The 20910-nt window shown below is 70.8% G+C and carries 15 protein-coding genes and 1 pseudogene; 6 read left to right on the plus strand and 10 right to left on the minus strand.

Features of this window, described 5'->3' with window-relative positions; translation table 11 throughout:
* Position 1 precedes the first annotated feature (1 nt).
* From OG504_RS03205 to OG504_RS03225, 5 genes are all read right to left on the minus strand, one after another.
* A complete protein-coding gene (locus tag OG504_RS03205; protein ID WP_405988308.1) occupies positions 2–892 on the minus strand; it encodes a carbohydrate ABC transporter permease in 891 nt (296 codons plus the stop codon).
* Complete coding sequence (locus OG504_RS03210) at positions 892–1845, minus strand: carbohydrate ABC transporter permease (protein ID WP_405988309.1); 954 nt, start codon at positions 1843–1845, stop codon at positions 892–894. Before OG504_RS03210 ends, OG504_RS03205 begins: the two co-directional genes overlap by 1 nt.
* Positions 1842–3161, minus strand: a complete 1320-nt coding sequence (locus tag OG504_RS03215; protein ID WP_405988310.1) for an ABC transporter substrate-binding protein — start codon at positions 3159–3161, stop codon at positions 1842–1844. Before OG504_RS03215 ends, OG504_RS03210 begins: the two co-directional genes overlap by 4 nt.
* Positions 3162–3441: 280 nt before the next feature.
* The gene (locus OG504_RS03220) at positions 3442–4848 is read right to left on the minus strand and encodes a condensation domain-containing protein (protein WP_405988311.1); all 1407 of its coding nucleotides are present in this window, start codon (positions 4846–4848) and stop codon (positions 3442–3444) included.
* A 158-nt stretch (positions 4849–5006) separates the two neighbouring features.
* Positions 5007–5537 (minus strand): FABP family protein, encoded by a 531-nt coding sequence (locus OG504_RS03225; RefSeq protein WP_405988312.1) that lies wholly within the window; start codon positions 5535–5537, stop codon positions 5007–5009.
* A 352-nt stretch (positions 5538–5889) separates the two neighbouring features.
* On the opposite strand from OG504_RS03225, the gene OG504_RS03230 reads away from it, so the two are divergent.
* Positions 5890–6885 (plus strand): phospholipase D-like domain-containing protein, encoded by a 996-nt coding sequence (locus OG504_RS03230; protein ID WP_405988313.1) that lies wholly within the window; start codon positions 5890–5892, stop codon positions 6883–6885.
* Here the strand turns inward: OG504_RS03230 and OG504_RS03235 are convergent.
* From OG504_RS03235 to OG504_RS03245, 3 genes are all read right to left on the minus strand, one after another.
* On the minus strand, positions 6882–8096 hold the full coding sequence (locus OG504_RS03235; protein ID WP_405988314.1) for a PucR family transcriptional regulator: 1215 nt from the start codon (positions 8094–8096) through the stop codon (positions 6882–6884). The two genes, OG504_RS03230 and OG504_RS03235, sit on opposite strands and share 4 nt — an antisense overlap.
* Before the next feature lie 35 nt (positions 8097–8131).
* Positions 8132–10951, minus strand: coding sequence for an AAA family ATPase (locus OG504_RS03240; protein ID WP_405988315.1), 2820 nt, complete (start codon positions 10949–10951; stop codon positions 8132–8134).
* Positions 10952–11278: 327 nt separating this feature from the next.
* Positions 11279–11743 carry a hypothetical protein gene (locus tag OG504_RS03245; RefSeq protein ID WP_405988316.1) on the minus strand — a complete coding sequence of 155 codons (465 nt, stop codon included), beginning with the start codon at positions 11741–11743 and terminating at the stop codon, positions 11279–11281.
* Positions 11744–12002: 259 nt separating this feature from the next.
* Here OG504_RS03245 and OG504_RS03250 point away from each other — a divergent pair, with 259 nt between their 5' ends.
* Both OG504_RS03250 and OG504_RS03255 read left to right on the plus strand, forming a co-directional pair.
* Complete coding sequence (locus OG504_RS03250) at positions 12003–12470, plus strand: DUF1003 domain-containing protein (protein ID WP_405988317.1); 468 nt, start codon at positions 12003–12005, stop codon at positions 12468–12470.
* Between the two features lie 68 nt (positions 12471–12538).
* Positions 12539–12829, plus strand: coding sequence for a WhiB family transcriptional regulator (locus OG504_RS03255; protein WP_405988318.1), 291 nt, complete (start codon positions 12539–12541; stop codon positions 12827–12829).
* A 35-nt stretch (positions 12830–12864) separates the two neighbouring features.
* Here the strand turns inward: OG504_RS03255 and OG504_RS03260 are convergent, their stop codons facing one another.
* A complete protein-coding gene (locus OG504_RS03260; protein ID WP_405988319.1) occupies positions 12865–15558 on the minus strand; it encodes an AAA family ATPase in 2694 nt (897 codons plus the stop codon).
* Between the two features lie 154 nt (positions 15559–15712).
* Positions 15713–18205 (minus strand): flippase-like domain-containing protein, encoded by a 2493-nt coding sequence (locus tag OG504_RS03265; protein WP_405988320.1) that lies wholly within the window; start codon positions 18203–18205, stop codon positions 15713–15715.
* A 234-nt stretch (positions 18206–18439) separates the two neighbouring features.
* Here OG504_RS03265 and OG504_RS03270 point away from each other — a divergent pair, with 234 nt between their 5' ends.
* From OG504_RS03270 to OG504_RS03280, 3 genes and pseudogenes are all read left to right on the plus strand, one after another.
* Complete coding sequence (locus tag OG504_RS03270; protein WP_405988321.1) at positions 18440–18991, plus strand: HdeD family acid-resistance protein; 552 nt, start codon at positions 18440–18442, stop codon at positions 18989–18991.
* A 210-nt stretch (positions 18992–19201) separates the two neighbouring features.
* Complete coding sequence (locus OG504_RS03275) at positions 19202–20080, plus strand: LLM class F420-dependent oxidoreductase (protein WP_405988322.1); 879 nt, start codon at positions 19202–19204, stop codon at positions 20078–20080.
* Positions 20081–20550: 470 nt separating this feature from the next.
* Positions 20551–20700, plus strand: a pseudogene (locus OG504_RS03280) (L-serine ammonia-lyase); the annotation flags it as partial.
* Positions 20701–20910: the final 210 nt, after the last annotated feature.

Here is a 20910-nt window from a genome sequence, read left to right on the forward strand (position 1 = left end):
CTCAGCCCTTCAGTCCGGAGGTCGCCATGCCCTCGACCAGGTAGCGCTGGAAGGCGAAGAAGAACAGCACGATGGGCACGATCGAGATCACCGACATCGCGAACATCGGGCCGTAGACGGAGGTGCTGGACTGGTCGACGAAGTTCCGCAGGGCCAGGGTGATCGTGAACTTCTCCGGGTCGAAGAGGTAGATCAGCTGGGTGAAGAAGTCGTTCCAGCTCCAGATGAAGGTGAAGATCGCGGTGGTGATCAGGGCCGGGCGGGTCAGCGGCAGGACCACCGACCAGAAGATGCGGAACGGTCCGCAGCCGTCGATGCGGGCGGCCTCGTCGAGTTCACGGGGCAGGCCGCGCATGAACTGGACGATGAGGAAGACGAAAAAGGCCTCTGTGGCAAGGAACTTGGGCAGGATCAGCGGCCAATAGGTGTCCACCATGCCGAGTTTGTTGAAGATGATGTACTGCGGGATCAGCACGGCGTGGTGCGGCAGCATCATCGTGGCGATCATGAAGCCGAACATCGGGCCCCGCATCCGGAAGCGCAGCCGGGCGAAGGCGTAGGCGGCGAGGGAGCAGGACACGACGTTCCCGATGACCGAACCGACGCTGATCAGCAGGGAGTTGAGAAGGAGGCGGGATATCGAGACGCCGCTGATTCCGTCGAGGGCGGTGGTGTAGTTCGACCACTCGATGTGGCTCGGCAGCAGCTTGAGGCTGGTGAGGACCTCGTTCGCCGGCTTCAGCGAGGTGGCGAGCAGCCAGACCAACGGGTAGAGCAGGACGAGGAGTACGGCCACCAGGCCGAGGTGTTTCGCGATCGCCGCGGCGCGTGTACGGCCGGCGTTGGTCTTGAGGCCGGTGGCACTCTTCAAGTCGGGCACGGTCGTGGCCATCAGGCCCCCTCGTTGGCGTAGAAGACCCAGGAGCGCGAGGTCCTGAAGAGGACGAGCGTGACCGCGCCGATGGCCAGGAGCAGGACCCAGGCCATGGCGGAGGCGTAGCCCATGTGCGAGGCGGTGAAGCCTCGTTCGTAGAGGTAGAGCGTGTAGAACTCGGTCGAGTCGGCCGGTCCGCCGTTGCCGCCGCTGATCGCGAAGGCGGGGGTGAAGACCTGGAAGGACTGGATGGTCTCCAGGACGAGGTTGAAGAAGACCACCGGGGACAGCATCGGCAGCGTCACGGACACGAACCGCCGCCGGCGTCCGGCGCCGTCGAGGGCGGCGGCCTCGTACAGGTCGGCCGGGATCTGCTGCAGTCCGGCGAGGAAGATGACCATCGGGGCGCCGAACTGCCAGGCGGAGAGCAGCGCGACGACGAACACCGCGAGGTGCGGGTCGGAGACCCAGCCGCCGGTGTGGATGCCGATGGAGGACAGCAGTTCGTCGACGGTGCCGCCGTCGTTGTAGAGCGCCCGCCACACCAGCGCGACCGCCATGCTCGCGCCGAGCAGCGAAGGGGCGTAGAACGCCGAGCGGTAGAAACCCTTGGCCTTGCGCGTGTTGCTGAGCAGCAGCGCGACGCCGAGCGCGATGGCGAGTTTGAGGGGGACGGCGACCACGACGTAGAGGAGGGTGGTGCCGACCGAGCGCCAGTACCTCGGGTCCGCGGTGAACATGTCGCTGTAGTTGCGGAGTCCGACCCACTTGGGCGGGTCGAAGAGGTTGTAGTCGGTGAACGACAGATACAGGGACACGGCCATGGGAGCGAGCGTCAGGAGGACGACTCCGAAGATCCATGGCGTGAGGAAGATGTAGGCGGGGCCGCCGCGTTGACCGCGCTTGCGCTGTTCCGGTGGGGTCGCGATGGCTCGTGCGGTGCGGGACGGTGGGGTTGCCGTGGTGGTCATCGCAGCTCCCGCTTCGCCTCGGCGACGTACTCCTCGGCGGCGCCTCGCGGGCTCTCCATGCCGTAGGAGACGCGCTGGTAGTCGCGAGTGAAGGAGACCTGGAGGACGACGTCGCCGCGCGGTGGTGCCATGGGGGGCGCGTCCGTGCCGTGGGCGGCGATCGTGCGGCCGTAGTCGTAGACCTCCTTCTCCGGGCCGGTGAGGGTCTTGCCTATGGACTCGGCGATCTTCTCGTTCGGGGGTGTGGAGCGGGTGACGCCGAGGATCTTGCCGGCGGCGGGGTCGTTGAGCAGGAAGTCGATCAACTCGGCCGCCTCCTTGGGGTGTTGGGTCCCCGCGCCCGCGCCGATGAGCATGGTCGGCTTGAAGTACTGGCCCACCTTGCCGTCGGTCGTGGGGACGGGCGCGAAGTGGACCTGGTCGCCGAGCAGGGGCGGATAGCCGAGGAAGGGGGCGTCCCAGTTGAAGTCGGTCGCCGCGATGCCGCGTCCCATCGGGGTGTCCTCCACGGCGCCGCCGACCTGGGCGGTGTCCCTGGCCTGCGAGACGATGCCCGCGCGGCGCAGCTTGTCGGTGAAGGTCCAGAAGTCGGTCAAGTCGTCGGCGGTGAAGCCGAGTCGGTGCTCGGAGGCGTACAACTCCTTGCCCCTGCTGCGCAGCCAGGTCTCGAAGGCGTCCTCGTTGACCCCGAGGTCCGAAAGGCCGGTGAAGGCATGCCCGTTGGGGCCCTTCATCCCGAGCGCTGTGATCTTCTTGCCCGCCTCGGCCCAGTCGTCCCAGGTCCAGCCCGGCTGGGGCGTCGCGACTCCGGCCTTCTTGAAGACCGTAGCGTCGTAGACGATGCCGGTCGTGCCCTTGCCCATTGGGAGGGCGTACTGCTTGCCGTCGTAGACACCCGTCCGGGTCAGGGTCTTCTCGAAGTCGGCCGTCCGGAGCGTGCCGTTCTTCACGTAGGGGCCGAGGTCGAGGAGGGTCCCGCTGCCCGCGTACTGGGATATCTGGCGGTAGTCGAGCTGGGCCACGTCGGGCAGGTCGCCGCCCGCCGCCTGGGTGGCGAGCTTCTGCACATACGCCGGGTAGCCGGCGAAGGAGGTGCGGACCGTGATGTTCGGGTGGCGCTTCTCGAAGAGGGCCACGGCGGCGTTGGTGCGTTGCGCACGGTCGTCGTTGCCCCACCAGGCGAAGGTGAGTGTCACTTTCCCGCCTGCCGCCGTGCTCGCTCCGCTGCCGTCGGAACAGCCGGCGAGAAGGGGGGCGAACAGGGCGCCCGCGGCGGCGCCGAGGACAGCTCGTCTCCGGAAACTGGGTGGCGTCATGGCGATGCCTCCTGAGTGGGGCGTGGACATCGTTGTCTGAGGTCAGGAGTTGTTGCACCGTCCGGCAGAGGGTGGGGGGAACGGACGGACGGCACGGCACGAGAGCACGACCGATCGGGCCGCGTCGGATGAACGGCGGGGGTATGGCAAGCGCTTTCGCCTGCAGAGAACGTAGGTCCCGTCCGTCCGGTCGGTCAACGGTCCTGCACCATGTTTGTTCGGACATGGGGCGCGCGTGCGCAGGTCGGTACGGTGAGGTGCCGCGCGCCCCCGCCCGCCCCTAGGCGGGACCGACCGCCGCGGGCAGGGCCTGCCGGGCCACCTCGACGAGCCGCTCCCGCACCAGCTCCATGCACAGCCGCATGTTCTTGTCCGCGATGACGTTGTCCGGGACGCGGCACGCGAACTGCAGTCCCTCGTGGACCCGGGTCACCCACGCGCACACCTGGTCGCCGTACGACACCCGGATCAGTCCGTACGCCTTGAGCTCCTGCCAGCGCTCCGAACCCGGCAGGGCCCGCGAGTCGACGTAGGAGACGATCGAGTACAGGTCGGGGGACGTGGGCCGGAAGTCGGCGCCCAGCAGGCGCAGGACGCGGGCGATGGGCATGCGGGCCAGCGGGCGGTTCTCGCGGAGGGTGGCGCGGACCATGCGCAGGGCGTGGTCGAAGTCGGTGGCGTGCTGGACGGGGATCTCGATCGGGGCGCCGCCCACGTACCAGCCGACCGAGTCGGCCCAGCGGGACTTGGCGCGGGTGTGGAAGGGGACGACGGTGCGGTACACGTCGAGGCCGCTGATCTCGCGGGCGGCCAGCGCGACGGCCGCGAGGATACCGACGAGGCTTCCGCCGTAGGGGCGGCAGTACGCGTCGAAGGCCGCCGCGTCCGTCTCGTCGACAAGCATCTCCTGGAGGAACTTCTGGGTGGGCAGCGGGCCTTCGGGGTCGAGGCCGAGGTCGACGGGGAAGTTCGGCAGCTTGCCGTCGCAGCGGGCGATGAACTCGCGCCAGCGGGACACGACGGTGTGCGTGTCGTCGATCTGGTCCGCATCGGTGCGCTCGCCCGCGCAGAAGTCGATGTAACTGGCGACGGGCGCCGACTCGACGGCCTTCCCGGCGAGGCCGGCCGCGTACAGCTCGTGGACCTCGCCGGCGATGCGGTGGAGGGAGTAGGCGTCGACGTTGCTGTGGTCGAAGGCGAGGTAGACGCTCGTGCCGTCGTCGCGGACGACAGCGGCGAAGAGGAAGTTGGGCCAGGTGAGCGCGTCGGCCGTCACATCGAAACGGTCCTGCAGGTACCGGGTCAGCGTCACCGCGTCCGCGAACTCCCCCACGTCCTCACGGTGCAGGGCCACGGCGTCGGCGTCCAGGGTGAAGCGGCGCATCTCGTCACCGGCCCACCGGAAGCCGCTGCGCAGCGTCTCGTGCCGAAGCATCCAGGACCGCAACGCGCCCTGGAGCACGTCGAGTTCGATCCGCCCCGGCATGTCGAAAGCGGTACCGAGCCAGGTCGGCACGAACAGCCCGTCCTCGCGCACCGAGCGCGCCGTCCGGATGTGGGACTCCTGCACGTACGCCGGTGGCCGCGCGTCGTCCGGGAGGGCCCGCGCCGCCCCTACGGCCGCCGGGTGCAGCGTCCACTCGACGAGTCGGCCGGGCCGGATCTCGCACCGTTGAAGGTCACTCATGCGCACAGGGCTCTCCGTTCGCCTGCCCACGGGAGGCCGCCGGGCACCACTGTCGATCCACGCCTCCATGCCGCTCGGGCACCGCTCACTGCATGAGGAGATCAACGATCGGATATTCGGAAAGCAACGCCGTGAACAGGCTTTCTGATCAGTCCACTTCAGTCCGTGCGGTGGAGCTGCGCCGCGAGGTGGTGTTGCAGGGGTTGTCCCACGGCTTCCAGGTCGTGGGTGAAGGTGAGGGTGGCGTCGTCGGTGAGGGTGTAGCGGCGGCGGGTGGCGGTGACGTTCTTGGCGGTGGGGGTGAGGGCGATCTGGTGGGTGGTGAGGTCGATCGTGCCGGCGGTGGCGGTTCCGACGAGGATCTCTGCGATGCCGGTGGGCTGGGTGATGAGTGCCTCGACTCGGCCCTCGGGTTGCAGGCGCCACCAGCCGCTCTCGCGGGCTGCCGGGCGGAGTGGTGCGCCTTCGGCGTCGAGGATCCAGGCTCGGGCCTCGTAGTGCAGGAAGGGGCGGCCGTCGTGGGTGAAGGTGACGTCCTGGGCGTAGGTGAAGTCGCCGTCGATGGTGGGGTATTCGCCCTTGCCTTGGCCGTGCCAGGTGCCCAGGAGGGCGAGGACGGGTGCGAGGAGCGGGTGGGGTGCGGGGTGCTCGTCCGGGTGGTGGGTGTCTGGGTACGGGGGGTTGGACACGGGGTGCTCCTGGTGTTGATGCGTGGGTCGGTGCGCAGCCTAGGCGCTCCGCTGGTAGTGCCCCGATATGCCGTCGTTTGGCTGCCGCGCCGTCGGGGCTGGTCGCGCAGTTCCCCGCGCCCCTTCAGGGGCGCTGTCGTTGACCCGGGATCCTGTGGCTACGAAGTTTTTGCTAACTCGCGGGAACCCCATGAACCGGCCCCCACCTGGCCGAAGTCCCCTTTGTCCGGCCGTATTCACGGCAGGCAACGCCGAGTTCACCCGGCTTCTCTTCCTCCGCGTTCTACGCGCGTGGTGTCATGCACCTGCCCGCCACCCCCCACGTGGGCATCAACTCGACTAGGAGTCACGCATGTTGAGGACGTTCCTCGGCCGCGCGGGTGTCGCGCTGGCAGCCGGCGCCACCCTCTTCGTCACGGCTGTCCCCGCCAACGCCGCGACCTACACCGCCTTCGCCTTCTCTCAGGCCGGCACCACCCAGCCGACCATCTACGACTTCATCAACTCGGCTGCCTCCTCGCTCGACATGACGATGTACGAGCTGGAGGACACCACGGCCGTCAACGACCTGATCGCCCTGGAGAAGAAGGGCGTCACCGTGCGGGTGGTCCTGGACCGCGCGCACCAGTCCGCCAACAGTTCGGCGTACACGGCGCTGACGAACGCGGGCGTGGGTGTGGTGTGGTCGCCGTCCAGCTTCGTCTACACGCACCAAAAGACGATCACCGTGGACGCCACCAAGTCGCTCGTCCTGACCGGCAATCTGACCTCGCAGTACTACTCGACCGGCCGCGACTACGGTGTCTTCACCGACGACACACGTGATGTCGCCGCGATCGAGAAGGTGTTCAACGCGGACTACGCCGGCACGACGATCACCCCGACCGACGGCGACCATCTGCTCTGGTCCCCCACCGACTCGCGCACCCGGCTGCTGACCGTGATCAACGCGGCCACGAAGACGCTGGACGTCGAGGAGTTGGAGTTCAGCGACAGCACGGTGGTCAACGCGATCGTGGCCAGAGCGAAGGCGGGCGTGACCGTGCGGGTGGTGCTGGAGACCCCGGGCGACTACGCGAGCGAGGTCTCCGCGGTCAAGGCGGCCGGCGGCACGGTCGTCGGCTACTCCGACCCGGACGGCTTCTACATCCACGCCAAGGCCATGGTCGCCGACTACGGCCTGTCCACCCAGGAGGTGGAGGCGGGTTCGATGAACATCAGCAGCAACTCCCTCTCGAACAACCGGGAGTTGGGCATCATCCTCACCGGCACGGGAGTGGCCCAGTCCGTCGCCACGACCGTCGAGACGACGTTCAAGAGCGACTACGCGGGCGGTACCGCGGCCTAGGACTTCCGTGTGCTGTCGGTCGGCTCCGGGGTCGGGGGCCTCGGAGTCTGCCGTACGGCGCGCAGGGCGAGGGCGAGTTCGGTGATGCCGCGGGGGTCGGTCAGTGAACGGCCGGTGCGTTCGGTGATGCGGCGCAGGCGGGTGCGGACGGTGTTGGGGTGGACGTAGAGCTGTTTGGCGGCCTCCTCGGCGGAGCCGCCGCAGTCGAACCAGACGTCCAACGTGTCCAGCAGCAGGGCGCGTTCGTCGGCGGGCAGGGCCTCGATGGGGCCGAGGACCCGGGTGGCGACGCGGGCCATGACGTCGGGTGCGCCGGCCGTGGCGACCGCGAGCGGTGAGTCGTCGAAGACGGTCACGGCGCTGGTCCCCGCGTCACCGCCGCGCATCGCGACCTTGGCGAAGCGCAGGGCGTCGCCGGTGCGGTTGAGGTCGTCGTAGGAGGGGCTCACGCCCACGCGTCGTACCGCGTGGTCCCGCAACACCTCGACCAGGTCGGGCAGATCGCGCGGGGTGCGCAGGTGCACGATGCCGAGCTGGAGGTCGGGGCGCAGGCGCCAGGCGGAGCGGATGCCGCGCCGGGTCAGGAGGTCCGCGATGTCCGGCAGGGCCTGCCGGCCGATCCGCGGCACCTCGGCGGCGACCACGGTGAACGGACCGCCGCGCGGCACCCGGAGGACCTCCGCGGCGGACCACACGGCGTCGGCGTCCATGCTCCTGCCCTCCAGGAGGGCCTCCACCAGCGCCGAGCGTTCCTGCTCGCCCGCGAGGAGCCGCTGGGCCACGGCGTCGTGGTATCCGGTGACCATGGCCTCGGTGATGCCGTCCTGGATCTCCCACATGGCGGTGGCGGCCGCGACCAGAACGTCGTTGCCCACCAGGGCGGTTGTGGTGGCCTCGGCGACGACCGACTCCCAGAAGTACTTCACGCCGACGCGGTAGGCCGTCATCACGGTGGGCAGCGGCACGTTCTGCCGGGCGCGGCGGCGGCCGATGTCGGCCGCGGCCTCCGTGTCCAGGGGTACCTGCCCGGTGAGTGCCTGGAGCGCGTTGCTCACGTGGGTCCGGCAGGCCTCCTCCAGGTCCGCCGCGGGCACCGCGTCGTAGTGGTACTCCCGTGAGCCGGCGCGGATCCGCGCCGCCATCTCCTTCGCCAGTTCCCCGACGCGTTCGAGCAGCACGGTCGCCAGGGCCCTGATCTCCTTGTCGACCAATGTCTTCTCCGGCTCACTGATCAGAAGGGTTCGTTCTACGGTACCGCCGGACCCGTGGCCCGCGCCGTGGCTCCGGGTGTCATGGCCTCCAGGGCGGCGCGGAGCGCGGCGCGCGAGGTGATGCCGAGTTTGGGGTACAGCCGGTGCAGGTGGGAGCCGACCGTGCGGTGGGAGAGGAACAGCCGCTCGCCGATCTGCCGGTTGGTGAGGCCCACGGCCGCCAGTTCGGCGATCTGCCGTTCCTGCACGGTCAGCGCGGCGGCCGGTGCGGCGGGCCCGCTGGGGATGACGACGCCGGTGGCGCGCAGTTCGTTGCGGGCCCGCTGGGCCATGGCCTTCGCGCCGATCCGGTCGAAGGTCTCGAGGGCGGCGCTCAGATGGCGGCGGGCGTGGTGGTCGCGGGTGCGGCGCAGCCACTGTCCGTAGGCGAGCTGGATGCGCGCGTGCTCCCACGGCCAGCGGGCCGCGTGGGGCAGGGCGAGGGCGGCCTCGAACAGGGGCCCGGCGTCGTCCTCGTCGGCGGCCACGGCCTCGGCTCCGGCGCAGAGCAGCGCGGTGCGCGAGGAGATCCGGTGGATGCCCGCCGTCCGCGCGGCGGCGGCATGATCGCGGGCCTCGTCCGTACGGCCGGTGCGTACGGCCGCCTCGACCAGGTTCAGGACCAGCCACCGGCCCGGGATGCCGGTGCTCGGTGCGCCGGAGGGATCGATCCGGCCCGCTTGGAGGTGGGCCTCCTCGTAGTCGCCCTGGCCCATGGCCGCGAGGTTGCGGGCCGAGTGGGCGTAGGCCTCCGTCACCTCGATGCCGCGGGGTGCGGCCCAGGTCGTGGTCTCCTCGCTGCGGGTCCGGGCGAGGTCCCCGTCCCCGCGCGCCGCCGCGCCGGGCGCGAGCAGGGCCCGGATCTGCCGCTCCCAGAAGCGGTAGCCGTGGGCCGCCGCCAGGTCCAGCCCCTCCTGAGCCAGGCTCTCGGCCTCGTCCCACCGGCCGTGGACGTAGGAGTCGTGGCAGAGCAGCATCAGCGCGGGGACGGCCATGGCGATCGCACCGCCGTCGCGTTCGCGTTCGATCATGCGGGAGACCAGGTACCGATGGTCCGACAGGGCGTCCATCGCGATCGCCGCGAAGGCCAGGGGGATCAGTTCCCAGGGTGCCGCGTCGGCGGGCAGCGCCGCGAAGGCGTCGGCGAGGCCCTTGCGCAACGCGTCGGAGGCGGTGGTGGGGTGGACGTACGCCTCGTAGCAGAGGCGGATCGCGGTCATCGCGGTCGGTTCGAACCGGTCCAGCGCGGTCTTGAGGAGCCGCCACGGCTCGGGGCGGTGGGTGTGGACGCTGACGAGGAGCAGCGCGTACAGGATTCCGCAGTGGTCCCAGTCGTCGTCCGTGGCGCCGGCGGCGTTTTCGTCGAGCGCCCGGGCCAGGAGGCGGTGGGCGGCATCGATGTCACCCTCGTCGTGCGTGAGGAGCTGGGCGGTGGCCGCGAAGGCGAGTCCGCCCGGCGGGTCGGCGGCCCGTCCGGCATCCGCCAACAGCCTTGGTACGTCTTCGAGTTGGCCGGTGAAGGTCGCGAGGTAGGCGGCCTCGGCCAATCGGCGGGAGCGGTCCTCGGGGTGCGGGCTGAGTTCACCGGCCCGCGCGAGCGCGGCGACGGCGGCGGCGGCGGACGCGGCGCCTCGCCGCCGGTCGGAGCCGGCCGGCTCGCCGTGCCGCCAGGCGGGCAGGGCCGCTTCGTCCAGCGCCCGGGCCAGCGTCTCGTCCGGTCCGGTGGTGGCCTCGGCCAGGTGCCATGCCCGGCGCTCGGGTACGTCGGTCAGGGCCGCGGCCAGGGAGAGGTGGGCGCGACGGCGTTCGCCGGGGCAGGCCAGGTGCACGATCGCGGCGCGGGTCAGCCGATGGCGAAAGGTGATGCGGTCGGCGCGCGCGTCGACCTGGAGCAGGTCGGCCTCCCGCGCCGGGGCGAGGGCGTCGAAGCCATCGGCATCCCCCGCGGCCCGCCGGATCACGGCCCGGCCGATCCCGGGATCAAGTGCCGCCATGAGAAGGGCCGTTCGGGTCGGTGCGGGCAGTCCCTCGACGCTGGAGGCGAAGGCCGCCTCCAGTCGCCCGGACAACGGCAGGAGCGCGGGGAGCGGGAGGTGACCCGAGCGCTGCCGGCTGCTCAGCTCCTTCGGCAACTCCCGCAGCGCGAGCGGGTTCCCCGCGGCCTCGGCCAGCATCCGCTGCCGTACCGACGGCCCCAGTTCGGGCCACCGGCCGTCCAGTAACTCGACCGCTTCCGGCTCGGCCAACGGCTCGATCTCCCTTACGGGCAGGTCGAGTTGGTCGCAGAAGCTGTCCGCGCCGGTCCGGGCGGCGGCCAGAAACACGATCGGATGGTCGCTGATCCTGCGGACGACGAAACCCAGCGCGGCCGCGCTGGCCCGGTCGATCCACGGCACGTCGTCGGCGACCATCAACAAGGGCCGCTCCACGGCGACTTCACCGAGCAGCGCGAGTACCGCGGTCCCGGCTGCCAACGGATCCGGCGACGGTCCGGGCGCGAGCCCGAAGATGCGGTCGACGACATCACGGTGGTGCCCGGCGAGCCGCTCGGCGTCCCGGCGCAGCGGATAGAGCAGTTGGTGCAACGCCGAGTAGGTCATCCCGGCCTCGAACTCCACGGCGGAGGATCGCAGTACCCGCGTCCCATCCGCTACGGCCCGTGCCGCGGCGGCGTCCAGCAGCGCGGTCTTCCCCACCCCCGGGCCGCCGCGCAGCAGCAGGCCGGGACACCCCCCGTCCCGCCCGGCCGACAGCGCGTCCAGCAGCCGCAACTCGGCCGCGCGACCGACCAGGTCCGCTCCAGGCCGTGAGGTCACCGACTTCCCTCCGTCAAGTTGCTTGCCTAAAGAAATATATCCAGTCGGCGCGAGGGAATGCGCGTGCTCTTCCCTCGACAACAAGATCGTCGCTGATCCGGTGACAGGGGTCGATGTTCCCGGTCACAGCATTCCGAGCCGACGGCAGTGACCACCCACACGGCCGCCCCGCCGTCGCGTCGGAACCACCGCGCGACGACGGAGCGGGGGGCGACATCACGCCGTACCGACCCGCGAAGAACAGCAGGCCGTGGGTGGTGTCCCACGACCCGCCGCCCCGGCCGTCCGGCCGGCCGCCGCACCCGCGGGCGCGTCAGAGCCCGACGGTCACTGCGCGGCCTCGGCCGCTTCGTCCGCCTCGACCCGCGCCAGCACCGCGTCCAGCGTGGCGTACTCCGCCTCCTCCACGGCCGCGATCGCGAACTCGACGGCGTCGGCGGCGTAGTCCTCGGCCTCGTCGGCGGCGTGGTCCAGCCGCTTCGCGTCGCGCTCGGCCTTGCGGTCCTCCAGTTTCGTGCGGACCGAGCCCACGTGGTCCTGCCAGGACGTCTGTACCTGGTTCCAGCTTCCGGTGACGTTCGCCTTGGCCCGCTGACCGCTCGACTGCAGCCGCTGCGCGCCCTGTTCGGCCTTGTCCTTCGCGTCGGCGACCGCGGCGGACAGCTTCTGCCGGTCCTCCGCGACACTCGCGGCCACGGTGCGCTGGGCATCCTGGGCCTTCTGGGACAGCTCGGCGAGGCGGCCGGCGGGGCCGTCCGAGGTGGCGTTCTTCTGCGGCGTCGGGTCCGACATGGTGATCCCTTCCTTGACGGATACGTCCTGCTCGATGACGCGAGGTACCGAGGTACACGCCTCAACTGCCCGTCACTCTTCCGTCGCGCCGCCCCGGCCCGCTTGGGTCAATCGACTCAATGGACGGCGTACAGGCCTGCGGTACGGCCGCGCCCGCAGTCGTTTGACCCAAGGAACCCGCCCGGCCCGTCCCTACGCTGACGGGCGTCTCTCGTGAGCAGCGGATCAAGGAGTGCCCGTGCCCCCTGGAACCAATGGCTTGGACATACGACTGCCGAACGAGCAGGCCGTGCTCGCGCGCATGCGTGGAACCCAGGACCGGATCGCCGACGCGATCACCACCTTCGCCGGAACCATGCAGTTCGTGTATCTGCACGCCCTGTGGTTCGCGGTCTGGATCACCTTCAACGAGGGCCTGTTCGGCCCGTCCGCCGTCTGGGACCCCTACCCGTTCGGACTGCTCACGATGATCGTCAGCCTGGAGGCGATCTTCCTGTCGACCTTCGTGATGGTGAGCCAGAACCGCCAGGCGATCCGCGAGAAGGTCCGCGCCGACCTGGACTTCGAGACCAACATCCGCTCCGAGGTGTGGTCGGCCCACATGGGCCATGTCCTCGGGATCAGCGCCGAGCAGGTCGAGCAGGACGTAAAGACACTCCTGGCGCAGAACCGGGCGAAGATGAACGACTCCGAGCCGATACCGACCGCCCATCGGTCAATCGACTGAAGCCATGACGCAGCCCCGGCGACGACGATGATCCGCACCGGATCGACCCGTCACCGGGAGGAAGCGTCATGATCCCTCGCCACCGCCCTTTCGCCGCCTACTGGGACTGGCAGCAGCACGCCCTCTGCCGGGGCATGGACAGTTCCGTCTTCTTCTCCCCGCCCGGCGAACGCGGCACCGCGAAACGGGCGCGGGAGAAGAAGGCCCGGGCCGTCTGCGGGAGTTGCCCCGTGATCGAGGTCTGCGCCCGCATCGCGATGAACGGCCCCGAGTCCTACGGTGTGTGGGGCGGCATGTCGGAAGGAGAGCGCAGCGCGCTCCTGCGGTCGCCCCGTGCGCCCAGGCGGAGGCGCAAGTAGCCCTGGAATGACGCCGGGACGGATCCGGACCCGCGTCACCCGACCGCCGGACCGTCCTCGCCGGGCGGCCTCAACAGCGGGGCCAGCTCGCTGCGCGAGGTGATGCCGAGCTTGGGGAAGGCCCGGTACAGATGCGCGGCGACCGTGCGGTGGGACAGGTACAGCCGTTCCGCGATCTCCCTGTTGGAGAGCCCGTCCGCGGCCAGCCGCGCGATCAACACCTCCTGGGGGGACAGGAGTTCGGCGATGGACGGAAGCGGGTTGTCGGCTCCGTGCGCCGCGTTGTGGCCCGCCCAGTCGGAGGCGCCGACGAGGTCGAAGGCGGTCCGCGCCGAGAGCAGCAGCGCGCGGGACCGGGCGGCCTGCCGATGGCGTCGCAGCCACTGTCCGTACGCGTGCTCCGTCCGCGCCTCGACCAGCGGCCAGCGCGAGAGGTCCTGGTCCAACGCGGCCAGGTACAGCCCCTCGGCCGCCGCGTCGCATGCCAACACCGCACGGGCGTAGGGCAGTTGGACGTGCAACAGCGGGGCCGGAGTCACCCGCGCGGCTTCCTCCACGGCCGCGAGGACACGCGCGGCTTCCTGACGCCTGCCGCCCCGATCCGCGGCCACGACGAACGGCGTCAGCGCGGCGAAGCCCTGCCGTCGCAGGTCCTCGGGCGGCCGGTCGAGAAGCGGCCGCAACTCGTCGTAGGCCTCGGTGTACCGCCCCTCCCCCAGCCGCGCCAGGCCACGCGCCAGCCGTAGCGTCGGGACGAGGTCGGCGCGCTGCCATGCGGCCACCGTGTCGGCCAACTCCTGTGCGCGTAGGGCCTGTCCACGCAGGGCGGCGGCGATCGCGTCCGTGGCGGCGAGGGTGGCGACCACGGCCGGCTGTCGGGTCCCGGCGGCGATCCGCCGTGCCTCTTCGGTGAGTCGAGTGGCACGCGGCCAGTCCCCGAGCAACAGCAGGTCGGCGGCTTCGGTGAGGAGGGTCTCCGCGAGCAGGCCGAGCCGGCCCTGTTCGCGGAGGAGAGGTGCCGCCCGGCCGAGCAGGTCGACCGCGCGGACCGGATCGCCGATCTCGTGCGCGGCCATGCCGAGCAGCCGTAGGCAGTCGGCGTCGGGGCGGTCCCGGACCGTCTCGTGCGAGGGCAGCAGGTCGGTCAACTCCCGCCCGTGGCGCACGGGTTCGGTGAGAGCCAGGGCCGCGAGGTGGCGGGCGTCGTCCGTGGAGGTGATGCGCTCGGCGGCTTCGACGACCCCGGCCCGCGCGGCAGGACCGGCCGCGGTGCGGTGAACGTGGAGTGCCGCGCTCAGCAGCAGGTCAAGGGCGAGGTCAGGGTCGCACGCCGACAACTCGCCGATGTCCGGCGGCACTTGTACCCGTGCCGGACCGGGCTGCGGCTCGGCGTCCGAGAGGTCCCGCAGCCACCAGGCCTTCGCCCGGTCCGCGGCGCCGAGTCGCTGGTGTTCGGCCCCCTCGATCAGCGAGTGGGTGAGGCGGATACGCCCGAGGCCGTACGCGTGCTCGGCCGCGGCCAGCAACCGGTGCCCCCGGGTGACCGAGTCCGTGGTGAGCTGCGCCGAACGCTCAAGGGCCCGGATGGCCGAGACGACTCCGTGCCGCCGGAGCAACGAGGCGTGGATGTCGGCCAGTTCATCCGCGAGCTCGTCGTCGGGGCCGTTGACGGACTGGGCGCGATGCCAGGTGCGCCTGTCCGAATCCTCGGTCAGCACCTGCGCCAGAGCCGCGTCGGCGGCCTGCCGCCGGGTCTGTGTCTCCGCGCCCAACACCACGAAACGCACCACGGGATGACAGAAACGCAGGGTCGTCCTGTCGAGCCGCAGGAGCTGGGCCGCGATCGCGCCGTCGAGCACGTCCACCGCGACCGCGCGCCCCGCGAGGACGGAGGTCGCCGCCAGGATCTCCGAGAGGTCTCCGGCCTGGTCGACGGCCGCGACCAGCAGGGCGTCCCGTGTCTGGTCCGGCAGTTCGCCGAGGCCGGACGCGAACGCCGTCTCCAGCGCGGAGGTCACCGGCAGGTGGGTCCACGATCCCGGCGGCCCCGACGGACGCCACGCCAAGGGCAGTTCGACCAGGGCGAGCGGGTTGCCGAGCGCCTCACCGAGGATGCGCTCGCGGACGACGGGAGGCAGTGCGGCCGCGTGACGGGTCAGCAGCCGTCGCGCCGAGGACTCGTCCAGGACCGGCACGTCCAGCACGGGCACACCCGGCAGGGGGCGTCCGGCGCGGAGGGCCGCGAGGACGACGATCGGGTTGTCGTCGACCCTGCGGGCCAAGAACGCCAGCACGTCCCGGGTGGGCCCGTCGAGCCGTTGCGCGTCGTCGGCGACCAGCACCACGGGCCGCTCGGCCGCTGACGCCGTGAGCAGGTTGAACGCGGCCAGGGCCACCCGCAGGGTCTCCGGTGACGGTCCGGAACCGCCGTCGAACGCCGAGCGCAGGATGCCGCCCTGTCCCACCGGCAGGGACTCCGCCGTGCCGAGCACCGGCCGCAGCAACGCGCGCAGGCCGCTGAAGGGAGTGTCGTCCGAACCCCCGGCCACCTCCAGCAGCCGCCATCCCGCCGACCGGGCGCGTTCCGCGACGGCCCGCAGCAACGCGGACTTGCCGACGCCCGGACCGCCTTCGAGCGCCAGGGCGCCTCCGGCGGCGGGCAGCCTGCCCAGCAGGTCGTGCAGGACCCGCACCTGCCGGTCGCGACCGAGGAGCCCGGCTTCGTACACGCGTCTCCCCAGACTTCCAGGACGCTCCATGTCTTCACCAGCGGAATCGTAGGAGAATCCCCACGGCAGGGCTTCGGTCATGTGACCGCGCCCTGAACTGCAAGGCGGCGCCGCCCGGCCCGTCCAGCGTACGACTCCCTGATACGCCGACTCGTCACACGTAGCCCCGCCGCTGCACGAAACTCAAAGCCACGGCGCCCAGCGGCACGTTCAGCCAGAACGTCAGCAGCCGGTACACGAGCACCGCCGAAGTGGCCGCCCCCGCCGCCACGCCGAGCGCCGTCAGACCGGCGATGAGCCCGGCCTCCAGCGCTCCCAGCCCGCCCGGCACGGGGGCCGCGTTGGCGATCAGCCGGGCCGCCATGTACGCGGCACCGACCTGGATGAACGGGGGACCGCCGCCCAGCGCGTGAAGGCTCATCGCCAGGCCGACGACCTGGATGAGGGGCAGACCCAGCGCGCCGACGACACCCACGACGACCTTGCCCGGTTCGGTGGCGAGCCCGGCGACGGTCGATCCGGCCGCGCGCAGGAACGGCCACACCTTGTCGCGCAGGAAGCGGCGGCCCGGCGGAGTGAAGCCGAGCAGGCCCCCGGCGGCGAGCACCAGGGCGACGGCCCACAGCGCATACCGCCCGGCGGACAGATCCAGGTGAACTCCCGCGTGACCACGCCCCGCCCAGGCGAAGAACACGGCGGCGACAACGGTGTTGGAGAGCGCGCCGGCCAGGCTCTGCAGCCCGACGGAGGCCGTGGCCGCCCCGGTCTCGATCCCCGTCTTCTGCAGATAGCGCAGGTTGAGCGCCATGCCGCCCACATTGCTCGGGGTGATCCGGTTCAGGAACGAACTCGCGAACTGCACCTGGTAGGTCGGGCCGAACGGCAACCGGTCCGGGATGGTGCCCAGTTGGAGGCAGGTCGAGAACGCCTGCGAGAGGAAGGTGATGGGCAACACCGCGAGCACCCACCACCAGTTCGCGTCCCGCAGCGCGTCGAGAGCTGCCGGTGCGTTGGCCAACTGCGGCAGCACCAGGTGGAGTACGAGGAACGCGCCCGCCAGTCCCAGGACGCTCTTCCACGTGAACCGTGCCAGATGCGCGAGCGGAACCGGCTTGGCACCACTGGCAGTTGAGACCTCGGCGGCGAGGTCACGCAGCAGACTGGGCCGACCGCCGGCGCGGAGCGTGCGCCGTCCGGCCTTCTCTCCGGCCGCCCGTGCGCGGGCCTGGTCGTAGCGGGCGACGGCGTGCCGTACCGGTCCCATCAGCGCGAGCGGCTGGAGGTACGGCAGCGCGGTCGCGAGCAGTTCCGGCCCGAGCCCGGCCAGCGCGCACGCGGTGGCGCGTCGGGGGCCGACCCGTACGGCGGTCGTGGCCAGCAGCTCGGCGAGGTCGGCGCCGAGCATGTCGGGCGGCGCGTTGAGTCGGCCGCGCGCGAACGCGGAGAGCCGGCTCTCACCGTCCGGTTCGACGCGGATGTGCTCGGGGCGCAACTCCCCATGCCCCAGGCGGTGTTCCTGGAGCCGGGCCACGGAGGTCCACGCCCCGACGAGGAGCTGATCGGTCAACTCCCCGTCCGGCAGAGCAGACAGCGCACGGGAGTCCTGCTCGACGGTCGCCACCAGCGCGCCGACCCCGGCCACCGGGTACGCCATCACCGGTTCGTCCACCCGGGCGCCGGTGCGGGCCGCGAAGACGAGCATCAGCAGCTCGTGCTCGGCGGCTCCGAGCGGCAACTGGGCGGTGGCGTCGGCAGGATGGCGCAGCAGTGTGCGCCGGGCGAGCCGGTGGAAGAGGTCACGGTTGTGGTCCTCGGCGGCGAGCACCCGCACGGACAGCCGTGAACCGTCGGTGGTCACCGCGCTGTAGACGGTCCCTTCCCCCAAGTGCTGCTCCTCCGGGGGCAGTTCACGCAGCGTGGTGACCGAAATCCCGGAGTCGGCGAGGGCGTCGGCGACCGCCTGTATCGCCGGGCGGTCGGCGGGAGCCCCGGCCAGCAGCAGTACGGCCGACCCGGCCGCGCCACCCACCGCGAGGGCGGCGACGGCGTCCAGCGGAACGATCGCGGCGGCCGCGACACTCAGCGCACCGCAGCCGACGGCCAGGAACCACAGCGCCCGCCGCTGGCGCGCCCCCAGCCACGGTCCCGCCGCGACGACCGCCGCCGCACAGGCCGCCAGATACACGGCCGACGGCCAGCCAGCCTGCACCAGGCCGTCCCGGCCGTCCAGCACCTCCGGCCACGCGTCCGGTCTCCCCCGCGCCAACGCCAGGTGCGTGAGCGCCCACGCGCCCAGCGCAGCCAGCGCCGCCGCGGGCAGGACCCGTAGAACAGGCTCGGCCCGTCGCCGTACGCACCACACCACCAGGGCGACGACCGGTGCGAGGAGGGCGACGGCCTGGACCGTTCCCACGAGGGTGTCCCGCAGGGTCGGGGGCAGTGCGGTCGCCGTGGTGAGGAGGCCCTGCTGGGCGGCGCGGACGAAGTCGCGGGTCGCGACGGCCAGGAGCACCGTCACGACGAGGACGGCCAGGGACACCAGCAGGCGCCACAGATCGACCGCCCGCCGGACGGTCCGTCGCGGCGGATCCTCGATCACCGGAACCGAGGTCGGCGGGCTGTCACGGCCGTCGGTCCCACTGATCACGTCGGCTCCTCGTCAACAGGCCGTAGGCCGGGAGGCACCGATGCTCGCGCCCCAACTCGCCGCGCACATCGGTCAGATGACCGCACGGGTTTCTGTGCCGACCGTAGAGGAGTAAGGAAGTAGCGGATGCAGTCGTATGACAGATCGCGCCGGGGAGGCGCGACTCTAGCCTTCCTGGCGAACCCCGGCCTCGGGCGAAGAACGAGGCGACACCCTCGTATGTGGAAGGTGACCATGTTCACTTCACCCAACGTGCTCCTCTGGCGCGGGCTGCTGGCCGTCGCCCTCGGCGCGGTCTCCGTCGCCTGGCCCGGCATCACCATCAACGCCTTCGTCATCCTCTTCGCCGTGTACGCGTTCCTGACCGCGGCGACGGACAGCGCCCGCGCCTTCGCGAGCGACAGGGTGGGGCCGGTCTTCGGCTGGCTGCTGCTCGCCGGGCTCTCCCTGGCGGGCGGCATCGTCGCGCTGGCATGGCCCGGGATCACGGCGCTCGCGCTCACGATCTGGATCGCGGCGTGGGCACTGACCACCGGCGCCATGGAAATAGCCCTCGCCTTCCAGCGCGACGAGACGGCAGGAGAGCGCACCCTGTACCTCCTGACCGGCGCGGTGTCGCTCGTCTTCGCGTTCTCCCTGTTCGTCCGCCCGGACATCGGCGCGGTCTCCCTCGCCACCGTCTTCGGCCTGTTCAGCCTCGTCTACGGCGTCTCGGCGGTCTTCGCCTCGTTCGAGGAGCGGCGCCGCCAGCACAAGGCCGGCCAGCGCGAACCGGTACGCGCCTGAGCCTCCGACGACGGACAGCCGCGTGGCGCCGACCGGCCGGCCCGGTGGAAACGGCGCCACGCGGTACCGGGCGGAAGGGAATCGACCGCCCTGCGGCCTCTCCCCTTCCGCCTCTTTCCTTCTGTCCATTTCCTTGCTTGACAAAGCATATATCTCTCCCGACATACTCGATGGTGATCGATCCAGCGGTTCGCACGACGGAAGGCCCGCATGAACCTCGGCATCGCCATCGCGGATTTCACCCGGCCCGGGGGCCCGGCAGGCATCGCCCGCCACGTGGGCCAACTCGCCCGCGCGGCGGACGAGTTCGGCTTCACCCGCATCGCCGTCATGGACCACCTCTTCCAGATCGGCATCGTGGGCGCCTCCGAGCAGGAGATGCTGGAGGCGTACACCACGCTGGGCTACCTGGCCGCGTCCACCGAACGCGCCGAACTCCTCGCCCTGGTGACCTCGGTCGGCTACCGCGAACCCGGCCTGCTCGCCAAGATGGTCACCACCCTCGACGTCCTCTCCGAGGGCCGCGCCGCCCTGGGCATCGGCGTCGGCGCCGGCTTCAACCTCGCCGAGGCACGCGGACTCGGCCTGCCCTTCCCGCCGGTCGCGGAGCGGTTCGAGCGACTGGAGGAGACGCTGCGGATCTGCCTGCAGATGTGGAGCGAGGACGAGAAGCCCTTCGAAGGGCGGTACTACCGACTGGAGCGCACCCTCAACTCCCCCGCCTCCGTGCGGCGTCCACGCCCGCCGATCCTCGTCGGCGGCTCCGGCGAGCGGAAGACGCTCCGCCTCGTCGCGGAGTACGCGGACGCCTGCAACCTCTTCCACGAACCCGACCTCCAGCACAAACTCGACGTCCTCCGCAGACACTGCGACGACGTCGGTCGCGACTACGCCGAGATCGAGAAGACGGTCCTGCTCCCGCTCGACCCCGGCACCCGCGGCGAGAACGTCCACGCCCTGCTCACGGAGTTGCGCCGACTGGAGCACCTCGGCTTCGACCACGTCATCGGACCGGTCCGGGGAGCCGATCGGCTTGCCGCGCTGCGGCTGTTGGGCGAGCGGGTCGTACCGGAGATCACGGACATCTGACCGGTGGAGTGTCGTGCCCCTAGGAGATGAGGGGCACGACACTCCCAAATGCCTGCTGACCTGCTGTTACACACTTGCAGGACCCTCCATTGATCATCGCTGTTTTTCATCATCTTGCGCAACGTGCGTGCAAGATGATCTTAAATTGGTGACGATGCATCAGAGATATCCGAGTGACCGTCAGCCTTCACGGAGAGTGCTCGCCCAAGGGGCCCCGCAATGTCCGCACCGACGGCGCCACTGGCGTTCCTGAGATTCGGAGTTCAGTCCTCGCCGGGCACGCGCATCAAGCGCACTACACCGCTACGGCCAGTTCCAGCCCGGACCTCCACACGTACCGGCGCTCCTTCGATCATCCGGCTGCCCCCCGTCCGGGTCGGTGACCTGCCGACCGAGGCGCCCGCCGAGAGCATCCGCGACGGCCCCGCCCGAGAGCGCGTCGAGATGAGCAGTGAAATGCGCGCTGCCGTCGTCGGGCCTGCCAACGGGATGGGAGGGCGGACGTGTACGTCGAGGCCAGCAAGCTCATCAAGACCATGAAGGACACCTGCGCGGACATGTCCGTGAAGTACAAGGAGACGGCGCGCGGGGGCCTCGCGGTGAACATCATCGAATGCTGAAGGTACAGGCCCTGACCAGCGCGTTCTTGTCTTTCAGCGCTGTCAGGGCCTTCCCTGCTTACGCGGCGGAAAGTCCCTGAAAAGTCCCTGAGACAGGCGTGAAAGTCCCTGAAAAGTCCCTGGGATGTCCCTGGCCTGGGACGGGTTCCGAGGCTGGGAGAGAGGGCATCTGGCCAGGGAGTGCGCTTCCTTGAGCAGGGGCACAGCCCG

Origin of the sequence: Streptomyces sp. NBC_00986, assembly GCF_045162565.1 — a bacterium.
Lineage (GTDB): Bacteria > Actinomycetota > Actinomycetes > Streptomycetales > Streptomycetaceae > Streptomyces.